Source organism: Psychrobacter sp. Rd 27.2 (genome assembly GCF_001921755.1).
In the GTDB taxonomy this organism is placed as follows: domain Bacteria; phylum Pseudomonadota; class Gammaproteobacteria; order Pseudomonadales; family Moraxellaceae; genus Psychrobacter; species Psychrobacter celer.
In genome coordinates, this window is the sequence record NZ_MRYB01000003.1 from 1 (window position 1) to 15,699 (window position 15,699).

Annotated in this window: 14 protein-coding genes; 4 read left to right on the forward strand and 10 right to left on the reverse strand. The window is 47.4% G+C overall.

What is annotated here, in order from left to right; translation table 11 throughout:
- Positions 1–246 precede the first annotated feature (246 nt).
- Together BTV99_RS03750 and BTV99_RS03755 are read right to left on the reverse strand one after the other, a co-directional pair.
- Positions 247–654 (reverse strand): hypothetical protein, encoded by a 408-nt coding sequence (locus tag BTV99_RS03750; protein ID WP_075101042.1) that lies wholly within the window; start codon positions 652–654, stop codon positions 247–249.
- Between the two features lie 247 nt (positions 655–901).
- Entirely contained in the window at positions 902–1,417 is a 516-nt protein-coding gene (locus BTV99_RS03755; RefSeq protein ID WP_075101043.1) for a hypothetical protein, read from the reverse strand.
- A gap of 382 nt (positions 1,418–1,799) precedes the next feature.
- Here BTV99_RS03755 and recJ point away from each other — a divergent pair, with 382 nt between their 5' ends.
- A complete protein-coding gene (recJ, locus tag BTV99_RS03760) occupies positions 1,800–3,551 on the forward strand; it encodes a single-stranded-DNA-specific exonuclease RecJ (RefSeq protein ID WP_075101044.1) in 1,752 nt (583 codons plus the stop codon).
- Positions 3,552–3,621: 70 nt separating this feature from the next.
- Here recJ and BTV99_RS03765 read toward each other — a convergent pair whose 3' ends face one another.
- The 7 genes from BTV99_RS03765 to BTV99_RS03795 all read right to left on the reverse strand — a co-directional run bounded on the left by BTV99_RS03765 (position 3,622) and on the right by BTV99_RS03795 (position 11,352).
- Complete coding sequence (locus BTV99_RS03765; protein ID WP_075101045.1) at positions 3,622–4,287, reverse strand: trimeric intracellular cation channel family protein; 666 nt, start codon at positions 4,285–4,287, stop codon at positions 3,622–3,624.
- 113 nt (positions 4,288–4,400) lie between these two features.
- Complete coding sequence (locus tag BTV99_RS03770; RefSeq protein ID WP_075101046.1) at positions 4,401–5,036, reverse strand: trimeric intracellular cation channel family protein; 636 nt, start codon at positions 5,034–5,036, stop codon at positions 4,401–4,403.
- Positions 5,037–5,141: 105 nt separating this feature from the next.
- Positions 5,142–6,302 (reverse strand): multidrug resistance efflux transporter family protein, encoded by a 1,161-nt coding sequence (locus BTV99_RS03775; RefSeq protein WP_075101047.1) that lies wholly within the window; start codon positions 6,300–6,302, stop codon positions 5,142–5,144.
- Between the two features lie 143 nt (positions 6,303–6,445).
- Positions 6,446–7,177 (reverse strand): 7-carboxy-7-deazaguanine synthase QueE, encoded by a 732-nt coding sequence (queE, locus tag BTV99_RS03780; protein WP_075101048.1) that lies wholly within the window; start codon positions 7,175–7,177, stop codon positions 6,446–6,448.
- A gap of 469 nt (positions 7,178–7,646) precedes the next feature.
- Positions 7,647–8,468: a 2,3,4,5-tetrahydropyridine-2,6-dicarboxylate N-succinyltransferase gene (gene dapD / locus BTV99_RS03785; protein ID WP_075101049.1), complete on the reverse strand. Its 822-nt coding sequence runs from the start codon at positions 8,466–8,468 to the stop codon at positions 7,647–7,649.
- Between the two features lie 101 nt (positions 8,469–8,569).
- Positions 8,570–9,529, reverse strand: coding sequence for an alpha/beta fold hydrolase (locus BTV99_RS03790; RefSeq protein WP_075101050.1), 960 nt, complete (start codon positions 9,527–9,529; stop codon positions 8,570–8,572).
- A gap of 59 nt (positions 9,530–9,588) precedes the next feature.
- The gene (locus BTV99_RS03795; protein ID WP_083608513.1) at positions 9,589–11,352 is read right to left on the reverse strand and encodes an amidohydrolase; all 1,764 of its coding nucleotides are present in this window, start codon (positions 11,350–11,352) and stop codon (positions 9,589–9,591) included.
- A gap of 375 nt (positions 11,353–11,727) precedes the next feature.
- On the opposite strand from BTV99_RS03795, the gene arsS reads away from it, so the two are divergent.
- The 3 genes from arsS to BTV99_RS03810 all read left to right on the forward strand — a co-directional run bounded on the left by arsS (position 11,728) and on the right by BTV99_RS03810 (position 14,176).
- On the forward strand, positions 11,728–12,705 hold the full coding sequence (gene arsS, locus BTV99_RS03800; protein ID WP_075101051.1) for an arsenosugar biosynthesis radical SAM (seleno)protein ArsS: 978 nt from the start codon (positions 11,728–11,730) through the stop codon (positions 12,703–12,705).
- Between the two features lie 80 nt (positions 12,706–12,785).
- Positions 12,786–13,508, forward strand: coding sequence for a TIGR04283 family arsenosugar biosynthesis glycosyltransferase (locus tag BTV99_RS03805; protein ID WP_075101052.1), 723 nt, complete (start codon positions 12,786–12,788; stop codon positions 13,506–13,508).
- A 14-nt stretch (positions 13,509–13,522) separates the two neighbouring features.
- On the forward strand, positions 13,523–14,176 hold the full coding sequence (locus BTV99_RS03810; protein ID WP_075101053.1) for a TIGR04282 family arsenosugar biosynthesis glycosyltransferase: 654 nt from the start codon (positions 13,523–13,525) through the stop codon (positions 14,174–14,176).
- Between the two features lie 79 nt (positions 14,177–14,255).
- Here the strand turns inward: BTV99_RS03810 and mtnP are convergent, their stop codons facing one another.
- Positions 14,256–15,137, reverse strand: coding sequence for an S-methyl-5'-thioadenosine phosphorylase (mtnP, locus tag BTV99_RS03815; RefSeq protein WP_075101054.1), 882 nt, complete (start codon positions 15,135–15,137; stop codon positions 14,256–14,258).
- Between the last annotated feature and the right edge of the window lie 562 nt (positions 15,138–15,699).

The following is a 15,699-nucleotide window of genomic DNA, read 5'->3' on the forward strand; positions in this document are numbered from 1 at the left end:
GTGCGCTTAACCTTTGCTATTGCTAACTTGTCCATAAATAAGTCCCTTTTTCGTAAACTTATTTTAGGACGGGACAGATACAAAAATAAAGTCCATTGACTGATAATCTATCGTAATAGACAGCGTGACGCAATCGTTAACCTGCCTATTGGCGTTATATCTACTGATAAAGGATTTTGATTAATGATAAAGGATTTTGACTAACGGGAGTTATACTTGAGTAAATCGCATTCCGTGATAGTCTGGTTATTTCATAAAACTTGCATAGCAGCTCTGCAGTGATTTTGCGACGACTCGGGTAACCAGCTGCGTGCGATAGCTGGGGTCGATGGCCGCGTTGCCCAGCTCAACGAGGCTGACTTGCTGCGGAGCTTGCTCACTGACGCAGCCACAGACATTGCTTTTTATGGTTTCTTGCTGCGTCTCGGTCATGGCAACGCTAGCGATACGCCACGCATTTTGTTTTTCGATTTGGCTGCGGCATTGGTTGTCAATGGCTGCGCGAAACACATTCATACCGATCTCATTGGCGGTACCAATGGCAGTGCCAGCATCATTATTGACGCCGCCTGTGGTGGTGCAGCCGCCCAAGGCAAGCGCAGTCAGTAAGGTAGTAGATGCCAGTATCTTTTTTGTAGGCCCGTGTTTTTTCACAGAATACTCCTTGGTATGGTTATAAAAATAATGGTTGTAAAGGCAATGGTTGTAAAGACAAACATGGTGCCACGACAGCCCTAAAAAAGCACACAAAAAAACCAGCAAAGGCCATTTATTTTGGTATTCGCTGGCGTGTTAAGATCGCGCAGAGCATCAAAGCGAGACTGAAATAAGTAGATCCCAGTCTAGCGAACTGATGCAGCGTATCTTTTTTATTTAGTTCTTTTATTTAGTAATGCCGATATTAGACGTTTTTACCGTGCTGCTTTTGCTGAATGTCTTTGGCCAACTTATAGCAGTCGTTGATATGATCGGTGGCGATTTTCTTAAAAATGGTATAGCCCATCGTTGCAGCCACCAATTGCCCACCCAATGGGATAAATTTGGTCACTTGCTTGGCGGCGATACGACCACCAAAACCTTGAATGGTTTTTTTGACGAGACCGCGCGTCGCCATCAATCCTGCAAAGTCAACCGTACGGTCTCTAATCGCGCTCCAGTGCACTTCGCGTGACTCCAAGTCAATCGCTGATTTACGGTCTTCGATCAAGCCAAAGCGCTCACTGATCTCAGGGATGAGCTGGGTCAACATGCCTGCATCAACTGCCACATCAAAAAACGGCACAGGTACGATGGCGACACCAGCTGAGACTCTGGCACGTTTTTTGACCAAACCCAGACATTCTTGTTTGACTTTATCAAGATCAAGATTGGGGTCGATGGTATTAGGGAGTTTTTCAGCGACTGGTGTGGTTTTCATAAAAGGTCCTTGTACGTTTTTTTAGATAATGAATAATAGGGTTTTTATATCACTCACGGTGAAAATATATTAATTTACATCCATTTTATGGATTTATCGGTAGCATACAATCATCGCTTTGTAGCAAAATGCAGAAAAGTACAGTCACTGTGCACCGTTTTTGTAAATTTAGCCTAAGCCAGAGGTGTGCGCAAACATAGAGCGTAAGCACTGTATGATCTGCTGAAGGCTGACAAAGTGTTTTAAAAAAGTGTTTTAAAAAAGTGTTTTAAAAAAGTGTTTTAAAAAAGTGTTTTAAGAAGTCACAAGCAATCGTAAAGAATAAACCTGACCGCTATAAATTGGCATTGTGACCCTGCATGAAAGCCAGTAGAATACCATCATGCTAAATTTAACCTCCCGTTATACCAGCACTCGCATCGACGAGTTGCCCGCCGCTTTGCAGCCTCTTGCCGCCCAGTCACCGACGCTTGCCCGACTATACGCTGGTCGCGGCATCACCAATCCTGAGCAGCTGGAGATCAGTCTCTCTGGGCTACTGCCCGCTGAGCAGCTGCATGGTGTCACCCAAGCTGTGGATCTGTTAGATGCTGCTATTGATAAAGGTCAGCGGATTTTGATCGTCGGCGACTTTGACTGCGACGGCGCGACCAGCACGGCACTGATGATGCGTGTGCTCACTAAGATGGGCGCGGTGGTGGACTTTTTGGTGCCAGATCGCTTTAAGTATGGCTATGGGCTAACGCCTGAGATTGTGGAGCTGGGGATTGAGACTTATCAGCCAGACATGATCGTGACGGTGGACAATGGCATCTCCAGTCATGAAGGTGTCGCCCGTGCGCAGGCCGACGGCATTACGGTGATTATCACCGACCATCACTTGACCACCAAAGCGACCCCGCCAGCTGAAGCGGTGGTCAATCCCAATCAGCTTGACTGTCATTTTTCCAGCAAAGCATTGGTGGGGGTTGGCGTGGCGTTTTATGTGCTGGGCCGCTTGGCAAAACGACGCCGTACAGCTGGTAAGTCCACTGTACAAGTCAGCCAGTATTTAGATTTGGTGGCGCTCGGCACGATTGCCGATGTTGGCGTATTGGACAAAAACAACCGTATCTTGGTGCATCACGGGCTAACTGCCATTCGTCAAGGGCGCTGCTGCATGGGTATCTTGGCGCTCCTCGAGCAAGCAGGCCGCGATCCAAAGCAGCTGCACGCGCAGGACTTTGGGTTTGTCTTAGGCCCACGTATCAACGCTGCTGGGCGTATGGATAACATGCGTATCGGCATTGAGTGCTTGTTGACCGAAGACTGGCACACCGCACAGCGTTTGGCGCAAGAGCTAGAACAGCTAAACCGTACGCGCCGTCAGGTAGAAGGCGAGATGCGGGCGCAGGCGGACAATATCGTACAGACGCTAGCAGGCACCGCCAGTAGCACCGATAAGCGCAGTATTATTTTGTATCAAGACGATTGGCACCAAGGCGTCATCGGTATCGTCGCTGGACGATTAAAAGAAACGCACTATCTGCCCAGCATTGTCTTTGCGCCAGCAGATAAAGCGTGTACCGGAGACGATGATGCGATCAAAGGCTCTGCGCGGTCGATTGCAGGCGTGCATATTCGTGATGCCATTGAGCTGGTCGCTGAGCGCTATCCTGACTTGATCAGTCACTTTGGTGGCCATGCGATGGCGGCAGGCTTGACGATCAAGCGTCGTCACTTTGACGGGTTTGTGGCGGCATTCAATGAGGTCATGGCAGAGATAGATGATGAGGTGTTTGCTGAGCAAAAGCTCACCGATGGGCCACTGCAGGCCAGCGACTTTAGCCTATGGTTTGCCGAGCATTTGGCAGATGCCAGTATCTGGGGTCATGGCTTTGCACCGCCGATATTTGATGGGGTGTTTGAGGTATTAAGCTTTAAGGTTTTAAAAGACAAGCACTTGAAGCTATCACTGCGTTATCCTGACGTGCAGTATCCGATTGATGCCATTTATTTTAACTTTGATAGCGCGGCGTGGGATTATCGCGCCCAGCAAGTGCATGTATTGTTTGAGCTGGACATCAACGAGTGGAACGGCAAACAAAGCTTACAACTCATGATCAAAGACTTGGCAGTGGTAGCAGCGGCGTAGCTCGTAAAGCGCTTTTACCGCCAGTGCTTTGACTGTTTAGCATTGAGACCCGCGTGCCAGCGCCGTGTGATTAATATCGCCATTCTATGGTCGGAAACTGCCAATCATAACGTATCGCCAGCATGCGCAAAATAAAAATCGTACTCATCGCTGAGACGTCAGCCACCCAAGGCGTCACGCCGAGATTGTGCAGCGCAAAGTAGAGAATGCCGCCTGCCAACGCCGCGGTGATATAAATCTCTTGCTGCAAAACCAGCGGTATCTCATTGCAGATCATATCGCGGATAATACCGCCGACCACAATGGTAATTACCCCTAGGAGTAAAGCCACTGGCACGTTGGCGCCCATACTGTCTGCGACTTTGATGCCGATGAGGGTAAAGGCTGATAGGCCGATGGTGTCTGAGAGTTTGAGAAACGTATCGACGCGTCTGGAGTTTGGATGAAAAAATATCTGCATCACTAGTGAAGACAAAGTAATGACGGTCAAGTAGCTCATATCGACCATCCAAAACAGCGGATGACGGTCTAAAATGACATCACGTACCGTACCGCCACCGATGGCAGTGACAATAGACACCAGCAGACAACCAAAGACATCGAAGTTTTTGTGCTTAGCCAGTATCGTACCTGAGACGCTACAAGCGACGATACCGATCATATCAAACAGATATATCAGCGAGCGCGGATCGAACGTGGTGATCAGAGCAGCAGGGTCTAATGCGATGGTCAACATGCGCAAGTCTCATTAGGTGATGATGATGGGGCAGCGGGTCGAATCGGCAGAAGAGGATAGAGGCTATCTGCAATCAATCTGATATTAGTTAGCTGCCAATGAATCGTCAACCCTTAATCAACTAGGCGAATAGACGGCAGATGCCAGTCAAACCTCAGTGCCAACATCCGCACGGCAAAAATCACAAACAGCATAATAAACTCATTGATGCCAGCATCGACCCCCAAATACTGCAGCAGCAGATAGGTCGTAGAGCCTATGATGCTGGCCGTGATATAAATCTCACGCTGTAGCACCAGCGGTATCTCATTACAGATAATATCACGTAATAGCCCACCGATAATCGCGGTCCAAACCCCCATCATAATCGCAATGATCGGTGACATATCTTGCGTGAGCGCCACCTTAAAACCAATGACACTAAATGCGGCCAAGCCAATAGCATCAAAGAGCTTTAGCGCATTATCAATCTTATGATAAAGATGAAAAAATATCTGTAAAATAAGTGACGTCAGCGTGATGACGATCACATAATTGAGATCCGTCATCCAAAACAGCGGATGACGATCAAGCGCCATATCACGTAGTGTACCACCGCCGATGGCATTGACCATCGATACCAAAATACAGCCTGCAATATCAAAGCCTTTGTGCTGCGCCAGCAAGGTCCCCGCGATCGCGCAGGCTATCACCCCTACCATATCCAGTAAGTACAACAAGATATCAGGAAAAATCAAATCATTAACCATCGTTATAGCACCAAGTCGTGACCGTCAAAATGAGATGACTGAGCGCAATAAAGGCTATTGCATTCGTCGTGTAGCAAAAAAATCAACGAGACAGCTGTGTACGACTTAGCCATCCTTGGCAAAAAATATCAGCCCGATAATGATCAAACCAATACCGAGCAAACCCATCGTAGAAGGTACCGAGTTACCCAGTAATAATATCCCACCGATAAGGGCAAATATCACCTCACTGGCTTGGGTGGCATCGACGCCAGCCACCTCGCTTGAGGTCACCGCCTGACCGCGCGCGTACAAAAATATAGTAGTAGCCGCAACCCCGGCCAACAAAGCCACCAGCAAGGTATTAAACACCTGTGCGCTATCGGGTAGCTCGGGTCGCACTATCATGCCCAAAAGCAGCCAAAATGGCAAACTCCCCAGAGTCATTAGCCAAACTTTGTTAAAGGCATTGTGTAGTAAGGTAGTCTCAATCGAGGGAGTACGATGGATCAGAGTTTGCAGTAGTGACGGCGCAGGTGCGGCGGCAGGCAGAGCATTTAGAGCGGTGCTGGTGGTACTAGTGTCATATAAAGTAGGCGGCAGATCATAAGCTTCTGAGATGAGTGGCTCGTCATGGGTGTCGGCAATGCCAGATACGGCGTGCGACTGATCTGCCAAGTCAGCGGGTAACGCTGGCGTGCGGGAGTTATGAGTGACTTGCCAGACCAACTGGTTGCCAATCGGGTAGCTAAAAGCGGCAATAAGGGCGGGCAGTGCGCCATAGAGCAGCATCTGTGCCATAGGGACGGCATGGGCAATATCAGTGTCGGCAAGTGCAGCGGCGTGCAAGCCCTCACTGACATTGACCATCACCACCCCAACAAACACTAAAAGGGCATAAAGGATGAATTTTTTATCAAAACGCTGGCCAAAGACCATCAGCACCAATAAGCTGGTCACGACGGTAAACATAAAGGTCGCCGCGACCACCCAGCCTGCCACATGATCGGCGGCATAGCAGATACCTGCATAAAACAGCCCAAAGCCAATACTGCCTGTGAGACACCAAAAAACCCAGTGCTGAAAAAAGACCGCTGTCAAAGCTTTGAGGCACCCCATCCCTTGCTGAAACAAGATGATGCCGGTGATTATCAGCCACATAAAGACATAGCGCAGACTCGCCGACCAAAACCAGTGGCCGCCTGCCGCGCTCATCATCTCATTTAAAATAAATGTCGAGCTAAAAAACGCGCCCGCCACTAAGCCCAGTAGTATTAGCTTGACCATCCTTGTGCCCTTATCCTTATTTCCGTGTCGTGTGAGCGATTTGTGCCGTTTGTCTTGTGTCCTTGATACAGCTATTTAGCTGTTTAGGATAACGCCGAGGCGATGTCCTATCGTTATTTGCCTTTTTACTGTTTGCCTGTTCACTATTTACCTTTGGCATCTGCCCAAATGATTTTGTGCAATTGTAGCTGAAAGCGCACGGGCAGGGCGTCGGTCAGTATCCATTCGGCAAGCTCGCGGGCAAGCACAGGCACCTCTGGACTGACCGCGTCATTGATATCATCTGCAATAGTAAACATCGGCGAAAACCAAACCGTGCCGACACGTTTATCCAGCTGATGCTCAATGAGTGTGGCTTTTGCCCAGTCATAGTCAGTGCGGTTCATAATGACAAACTTAATCTGATCATGCTGGGTTAAGTGGTCAAGATTTGACCAAAGGTTTTTATCAGCTTCGCCTGAGCTTGGAGTTTTGAGATCCATGACTTTGCTGACCGCCGCTGGTACGTCTTTGACACTCAGCGCCCCTGCCGTCTCAAGGGAAATCTCATAGCCATCGCTGAGCAGGCATTGCATCAGCTCGATGGCATTGGGCTGCGCCAATGGCTCACCGCCCGTCAGACAAATCCGCTTGCACGGATAGGTTTTGATCGTCGCTATGATGGCATCTAATGACTGACGCTCGCCACCTGTAAAGGCATACTTAGTATCGCAGTAGACGCATCTGAGCGGACAGCCGGTTAAGCGGACAAATATGGTCGGTAAGCCTGAGGTCAGCGCCTCACCTTGTAGCGAGTAAAAAATCTCTGTCAAACGCAGACCTGCGCTCGGGTCGGTGACAGGAATGGCGGCGGTGCGTAACGGCGACTGGTTCATAATGGTTTCAAATACAATATAGTTTCAACGACAAGTGAGCGTTGATAAGGCGATAGGTTGATAAAACGCTCGGCGATAAGCTTGTGCAAAAAGTCAGGTCGTAGGTGCGGCCGCTTTATGCGAGGATAGCGCAAAAAATCACGGTGAATTATAACGTAACCAATGATATTACACTGCGGCTAATACATAAAAAATTAAAACATAAAAAAAGATGCTGAAGCCATGCTCCAGCATCTGTATATAAAGCTATTTTACTAGGGCGTGTTCTCATTTTAAAAATGGTGATAAAAATGAGATAAATCGCAGTCAAACAAGGAAGATAGCGCAAGTAATATCGAGATATTAGTCAGCTATTTGACACCGTTTGGCCAGATTTAGCCATTTTTAGCCCATTTAGATGGCTATCGATTGAATTGAGGACACGCCCTAAAAACGGTTTGGTATAAAAACCAACATATACGCGAGCAGATTAGTCTAAGCGTAGTAGCTCATTTACCGCTGTTTTTGCGCGTGTCTGTGCATCGACTTTTTTGACGATGATGGCGGCATAGAGGCTATGGCTACCGTCTTTTGATGGCAAGCTACCTGGTACGACGACAGAGCCTGCGGGTACGCGGCCGCGATGAATTTCGCCTGTCTCGCGATCATAAATGCGCGTTGATTGACCGATATAGACACCCATAGAGATGACCGCGCCTTCTTCGACGATGACGCCTTCAACGATCTCAGAGCGCGCACCGATAAAGCAGTTGTCTTCAATGATGGTCGGGTTGGCTTGTAGTGGCTCAAGCACGCCGCCGATACCCACGCCGCCTGAGAGATGCACGTTTTTGCCGATTTGGGCACATGAGCCGACCGTCGCCCATGTATCAACCATCGCGCCTTGATCGACATAAGCGCCGATATTGACGTATGACGGCATCAGCACCGCGCCTGCCGCGACATATGAGCCTTTACGAGCGACCGCAGGTGGCACGACGCGTACACCAGCTTCTTTAAACTGCGCTTCGGTCCAGTCAGCAAATTTGGTCGGTACCTTGTCATAAAACTTCACATGTTCGCCAGCGGCTTGTACGTAGTTGTCGTTTAGGCGAAATGACAGTAGTACTGCTTTTTTGGCCCACTGATTGACGACCCATTCGCCATCCTTTTTTTCTGCTACGCGCAGGCTGCCGTTATCTAGTTGCTCAAGCACTTGCTCGATGGCATCGCGCACATCTTGCGGCATGGTGCTTGGGCTGTATTCGTTACGGTTTTCAAAGGCTTGTTCGATGGTTTGTTGTAATGACATAAAGGTTCCTAAAATTAATAAAAGAGAAGTCTTATAACAAAATAAGGGCGTAAATGTGGTGAAAAAACACGTTCGCTGTATTGTCGCTAATTTGACCGCTTTTAGCAAACGTCCGCAGTATTATCTTCTATCCATTCTAGGATATCTTGATAAACGGTTTGATGGTCTTTTTCATGGAGCGGCTCATGACGCATATTTGGATAAAGCTGGATATCGACGTTGCTAAAGTTTTGCTTGTTTAAGCGGGTGACGATGCGACGAATGCCGCGACCCATATTGCCGATAGGGTCGTCCTCGCCGCTGATAAAGAGCATCGGAAAGTCCTTGGTAATGGTGGCAGCCCAGTGTTTATTCAGCCCCGTTTCCATCAAACAAAACAGCGTCATAAAGCCATTATTAGTAAAATCAAAGCCTGTCAATGGATCGGCTTCATAGTCTGCGATGGCTTCGGGGTTTTGATTTAACCAAGCAAACTCAGATTCTGATTGGCGGTTCTTTAGCTTGCTGTTTAGGACTTTATTCATGACCGTGGCAAATACAGGATTTGGGGTTTTCGGGGCGACTTTTGCCAAGAGTTTATTGGCAGGTACCAGCACTTTGGTCAAGGGGTTGGCATCTGCACTGCCCATCAAGATAGCACCTGCAAAGCGATGAGCGTGATGTTTGAGGACATTGCGGACGATAAAGGAGCCCATTGAGTGCCCCATGACAAAGTGTGGCACCTCCGGATAACGCGCTTGTAACTGATCTGCCATCACGATGACGTCTTTTAGCAATGACTGCATAGGATGCTCGTCAGCGAAAAACCCTAAGTCCGCTTGGGTTTTGACGGTTTTACCATGGCCTAAATGGTCATAAGTGGCGACGGCGATACCGTGATCGGCCAAAAACTGCGCAAAATCTGCATAGCGGCCACTATGCTCGGCCATACCGTGTACGACGAGTAGGGTGGCCTTGATATGGGTTTGCGTATCACTTGGCACAAAAAACGTATGATGCAGATGGTGGATATTGTCTGAGGACAAAATATGCTCGTGACTGCTATCGGTGCTACTACTCATAAAAAACTCCTATGATTCGGTAAAATATGGGACGCATGATGGGCCATATCGTTTGGCTGCTATTGTACTGGACGCTGATAAATAGTGTTGCCTTCTTTGATGGTTTTTACTACTTCAATATTGCGGATATCGGCTGGTTTTATGGTCAGCGGGTTCTTATCTAAAATCACCAAATCCGCGAGTTTACCAGGAGCCAGTGTGCCTTTGGTATCTTCTTCAAAGTACTGATACGCCGCGTTGCTGGTGATGGCCTTGAGAGCTTGGTACGGCGTGATGCGTTCATCAGCACCGATGACTTGACCTGTGCGTGAAGTGCGATTGACCGCTGTCCAAACAGAAAACAGCGGATCGACTGGCGTGACAGTGTCGTCGGAGTGATTGGTATAAGGGATACCCATTTTATCAACTGTGGCAAGAGGGCTTAAGGAATTGGCGCGTTTTTCGCCCAAGTTTTTGATATGGACATCGCCCCAAAAATAAGCGTGGTTGGTAAAAAATGACGGCACCATATTGTACTTTTTAAACGCCGCTAGCTGGTCTGGCCGCGCAAACTGCGTATGAATCGGCACGATACGGCGGTCTTTATCAGTGGCTTGCCCCGTTTGTTTGACTGCATATTCGTGCGCTTTGAGGATCATATCAGTGGCCGCGTCGCCATTATTATGAATAAATAACTGATTGTCATTTTTATAGGCTTTGACAAACATCTCATTCATCTTCTCTTGGCTGATACTCGGCAAGCCGCGGCAGTCGCTCTCGCAGTCTGGTACAGGCGTCAGATAGGGCTGAGTAAAGTAAGCGGTCTTGCCTTGCGGGGAGCCATCGGCGATTATTTTGGTACCTTGTACCTTAAAACCGTTTTGATAGGTTTGCCATTTAAAGTCTTTATCGGCCAAGTTTTCGTCCAAATCACTAACCCCTGCCAAGGAGACCAAGTCGATTTTTAGCTTACCATTATCTGCTTGTTTTTGAAAAAACTGAATAGCATCGCGGGTCGTAGAGCCGTCTTGCGCCGTGGTCACGCCGTACTTGGCGTAGTAGTCTTGGGTTTGATCAAAAAACTGCCCTTGCTTGGGCTCAAGCGTCTTGAGCAATTGATACATAAGCGGATACATCGCCGTTTCTTGTAGCAGACCGTTTGGCTCGTTTGAGCCTTTGACTCGGGCGATATTACCGCCTTCAGGTGACTGGCTATCGGCAGTGATGTTCATAGCAGCCAGCGCACTGGAGTTGGCAACCCCCATATGACCGCTGGTGTGCTGCAAATACACTGGGTTGTTTGACAAAACGCTATCAATCTCTTCTTTGGTCGGATGGCGATCCTCAGTGAGCTGCGTCTCATCATAACCCCAGCCAAATATCCACTCACCATCAGCGATGTTATTGTCTTTTTTATAAGCCTTTAACGCTTGCAGCATTTTATCGATATTGTCTATCTTGCCAATCGGCGGCGCGCTCAGATCCACCTGTCCTATAGTGTTGGACACCAAGCCAAAATGACTGTGCGGATCGATAAATCCTGGCAGCAGCGTCTGATGTTGCAAATCGACGGTCGCGGCGTTTTTATAGTTGTCTTGCGCGTGTTTTAAGCTACCAACATAAGCAATCTTACCGTTTTGGGTGACCAATGCTTGCGCCAGTTGCGGCTTGTCGCCCTCCATGGTAATGATATTGCCGTTGTAATAGATGGTTGCTTGACTGGTCGCTGTTTGTACCGCCACCGCGCTGTCTTGATTGTCTGCTGTCAGATTTGCTGCACAGCCGATCATGCTCAGTAGGCCAATGCCTAATAAGGCCGGTCTTATAAATAGATGTGTGCTCATTTTTTTCCCTAGTCTTGTCTTTTCTCATGAATGATAAAGGTACTGTGCGCTTTGCCAAAAGATGTCGATAGAACCAATCTAACTATAATGCCAAATGCGGTCAATATCCTTGGGCGATTTGTTGCTTTTCTATCCTGTGGGAGCCAGTAGCGCCTAGAGTATGCATTAATGCTGATATGGAATAACCAGCTAAATACTTAATATTAATGATAATACAGAAGAAAAAATAAGGTATGATTTATGAAGTCTCCTTTATTTTTTTGCTGAATGATAAGCATATGATGTGGACCATGCCCGCGCCTGCATCAAGGCAACATCAACGTTTTAGCACGATTTTTTATCGCAAAAAGACACCTGGCTGGATGCCATATCGTTATGAAATCTACTATTGAGCTACTCGAAGCGACGGATTTTCCTGCTATCAACAGACGTAAGCTTACGACTCTACAAGTCAATATGGGCTATCTGTGTAATATGTCTTGTGTGCATTGTCATGTCGCAGCCAGTCCATACCGCACCGAGATGATGTCGCGTGAGTTGGTTGAGCTTATTGCGCAAGTGCTGCAAGCGCAAAATATCGATACACTTGATTTGACCGGCGGCGCGCCTGAGATGCACGAGGATTTTAAATACTTGGTAAAAGAAGCGCGTAAGCTTGGCGTCAAAGTCATTGATCGTTGTAACTTGACGATCTTGATGAAAGAAGGCTATGAAGGCATGGCGCAGTTTTTGGCAGATAACGAGGTGGAAGTGGTCGCCTCACTACCGTGTTATTCGCTTGAAAACGTTGATAAGCAGCGCGGCAAAGGCGCATTTGATGACAGTATCCTAGGGCTGCATAAGCTTAATGCTTTGGGTTATGGAAGGGCAAATACAGGTTTGATTTTGAACTTGGTTTATAACCCGCAAGGCGCGACCCTACCGCCCAATCAGCAGACACTAGAGGCAGACTATAAGCGCGAGCTCAAAGCACACTTTGATATTGAGTTCAATCAGCTATTTGCTCTGACGAACATGCCCATTCAGCGCTTTGGTGCAGTCTTGCTTGCCAAAAACGAGTTCTATCCTTATATGACGCTGCTCAAAGACAACTACGATGCGCACAATCTCAAAGACGTCATGTGCCGCTCGACCATCAGTGTCAATTGGCTGGGCGAATTGTTTGATTGTGATTTTAATCAGCAGCTGCAGATACCAGTGCCAAATAAATCGCGCCGGCATCTAAAAGACTTATTGACGCAAAATCCAGAGGGTGATGATATTGCTATCGCTGACCATTGCTACGGCTGTACGGCAGGACAGGGCAGTAGCTGCGGCGGCGCTTTAGAAAATGATCAGACGAAAGTGGTTTAGCGTTTTCAGGTACTGTTTTTCAAACTAAGATAAGCCACCCCAACCATGACTGAACGCTAAATAGGAAGTAACCAGATAGCATGCCCACAATTTCTATCATCATTCCTATACTCAACGAGGCAGATAACCTGCCGCATTTGTTTGTACACATCATCGGGCTAAACCCACCTCCGCAGCAAGTGATATTGGTTGATGGTGGCTCAAATGATGAGTCTTTGGCATTGACTCAAAACCTTATTGCAGATGTCACTCGTGATAATCAGTCAGACATCGACTGGCAAGTGGTCTGGCAAGTGATTCAGTCACAAGCAGGTCGTGCACGGCAAATGAACAAAGGCGCAGCGCTCGCTACTGGTGATGTGCTGCTGTTTTTGCATGCAGATACCAAATTGCCACCTCAAGCTATTACGGATATAAAAACTGCTACCCAAGATAAAAAATGGGGTCGTTTTGACGTACGTCTAAATAGCCCTGATTGGATGCTAAAGCGAGTCAGCAAAATGATAAACTTACGCTCGCGGCTAACTGGTATTGCCACGGGTGACCAAGCTATTTTTATCAAACGAGATTGGTTTGAGCAAATTGGTGGCTATCCCGATCAAGCGTTGATGGAGGATGTTGAGATTAGTAAACGTCTAAAAACCATTGGCAAACCTGCTTGTTTAACCAGTCAAGTCATCACCTCAGCACGGCGTTGGCAGCAGCATGGCACTTGCCGCACGATATTACTGATGTGGCGGCTGCGCTTTGATTATTGGCGCGGCGTACCTGCTGACAATATTTGGCAGCGCTATTACCGATAAAACAAACCTTTATCATGAATCAAAACTCATCAACCTGTATCATTATCTTTGCCAAATTCCCCGCGGCGGGCAAGGCAAAAACGCGCTTGCAGCCAGTGCTTGGGATGGCAGGGGCCGCTCGTATGGCGCGTAAACTGCTTTTGCATAGTACCCGTCAGGCGCGAGCGACAGGGTTTACAGTTGAGCTATGCGTCAGTCCTGCGCCAAGCGATCCATGCTGGCAGACGCTGGATTTACCCAAGTCATTGCACTGGTCAGCACAAGCCGATGGCGATCTGGGATTACGTATGCTTAACGCCAGTACGCAGGCTTTGAAAAAGTTTGAAAAGGTATTGCTGATAGGGAGCGATTGCCCCAGTTTGACAGCGGCAGTGATTCAAAATGCCGCGCAGCAGTTAGATAACTCACATAACTTACATAACTCATCTAATAAAGTTGATAGCGTAATGATTCCCGCCTTTGATGGCGGTTATGTGCTGTTTGGTTTTAAGAAGATTTATGCCAGTCTATTTGCAGATATCAAGTGGAGTACCGCAAGCGTTGCCTCTATTACTCAGCAGCGTATTCAAGATTTAAACTGGTCATTGGCTTTGTTAGCGCCTTTGCCTGATATCGATGAGCCTGAGGATTTACAGTATCTGCCCGTAGGCTGGCTGGATACCATCTGAATAACTCTTAGGTTTAAACGACTTAAAATGCTAAAGCCATCAAATATTTTGGTGGTTTTTTATGCAATAACGATTGATACTATTTGGGTAATAGCGCTGAAATCCTGGTCTTGGTTTTATCACTCATCGCTTCTATTGGCGTGACTAATGCTTGCGCTAGAGCTGTATGAGCGATAGATTTGGGCTGCTCGCTAGCGAGTAGGGCGACTGCTTCTTTAATCACTTGCTGGGCATTATCAGCATTTTTCATCAGGTTTTGGATGGCATAGTCGGCGCTGACGGCTTCCTCGGTAGGGTGCCAGCTATCAAAATCGGTCACTAACGCAAGCGTGGCATAGGCAATACTGGCTTCACGCGCGAGTTTGGCTTCTGGCATATTGGTCATGCCGATGATGTCAGCGTTCATTTGCCGATACCACTGCGACTCTGCACGAGTAGAGAACTGTGGCCCTTCGATACAAACGTAAGTCGCTTTTGAGTGGTACTGCCCATCGGCAATATTGGCTTTATCATAAGATCTCGTCAAAACCTCAGACATAGCAGGGCAAAGCGGATCAGCCATCGACACATGAGCGACTGCGCCATCTCCAAAGAAGCTACTAACACGCTGCTTGGTCATATCAATCATTTGATTAGGGACGACCATATCTAAAGGCTTTAGGTTTTCTTGTAATGAGCCGACCGCTGATACCGAGATGATATAACGCACGTCTAGCATTTTTAGCGCATAGATATTGGCGCGGTACGGCACCTCGGACGGCATGAATTTATGACCCTGACCATGACGGGTCAAAAAGGCGACGGTAGTACCGTTCAGCTCGCCCAATACAATGTCATCAGACGGCTCACCGACAGGCGTCTCAACTTTAACGCGCCGTTTATTGGTCAAGTCTGCCATCTGATACAGGCCACTGCCGCCGATGATGGCGATATCAGCGGTTTGTTTTGTTGCTGAGGTCATAGGGCGCTCCCTGATGTTTTGTGATAAGTATTTATTGAGAATATAGCACTCTCTTTACGTAGGAATGTCATTACTTTGCATCGCTATCTTTGGGCAGAGAGTTACATAGGGTCATTTGCAGTTATTGATATTGATAGTCATCGTGTCTCTTATATCTATCATAAAGGTTTACAAAAAAGTGAGGTTTTGTTTAAATGGTTTGGTTATTGAAACATGGTTTCGCATATCAAAACTACAGCTTTTGTATATATAGTGAGTTCAGTATAAAAACGATACAGTGGGGCTGGGATAAATTTTACGCAGCCTCTGTCGGCGCAGGTACAGCACGCAAGGAAAATTTATCCCAGTCCCACGTTGACATATAATGTATCTGTTTTATTTAGAATCGACTATAGTTGATCCACTATAAAAGAAATGCAGTAAGACAGGAAAGCATTTTGCGCAGTATTTGTTTGCGTCGCCACAGGCAGTTTATTTACCATAAGAATTGCTATAGTATTACAGGTCTGTAACGTATCTATTTTTAAAGACTATGCGTTTAGACAAGCGTATAAAAAATTTC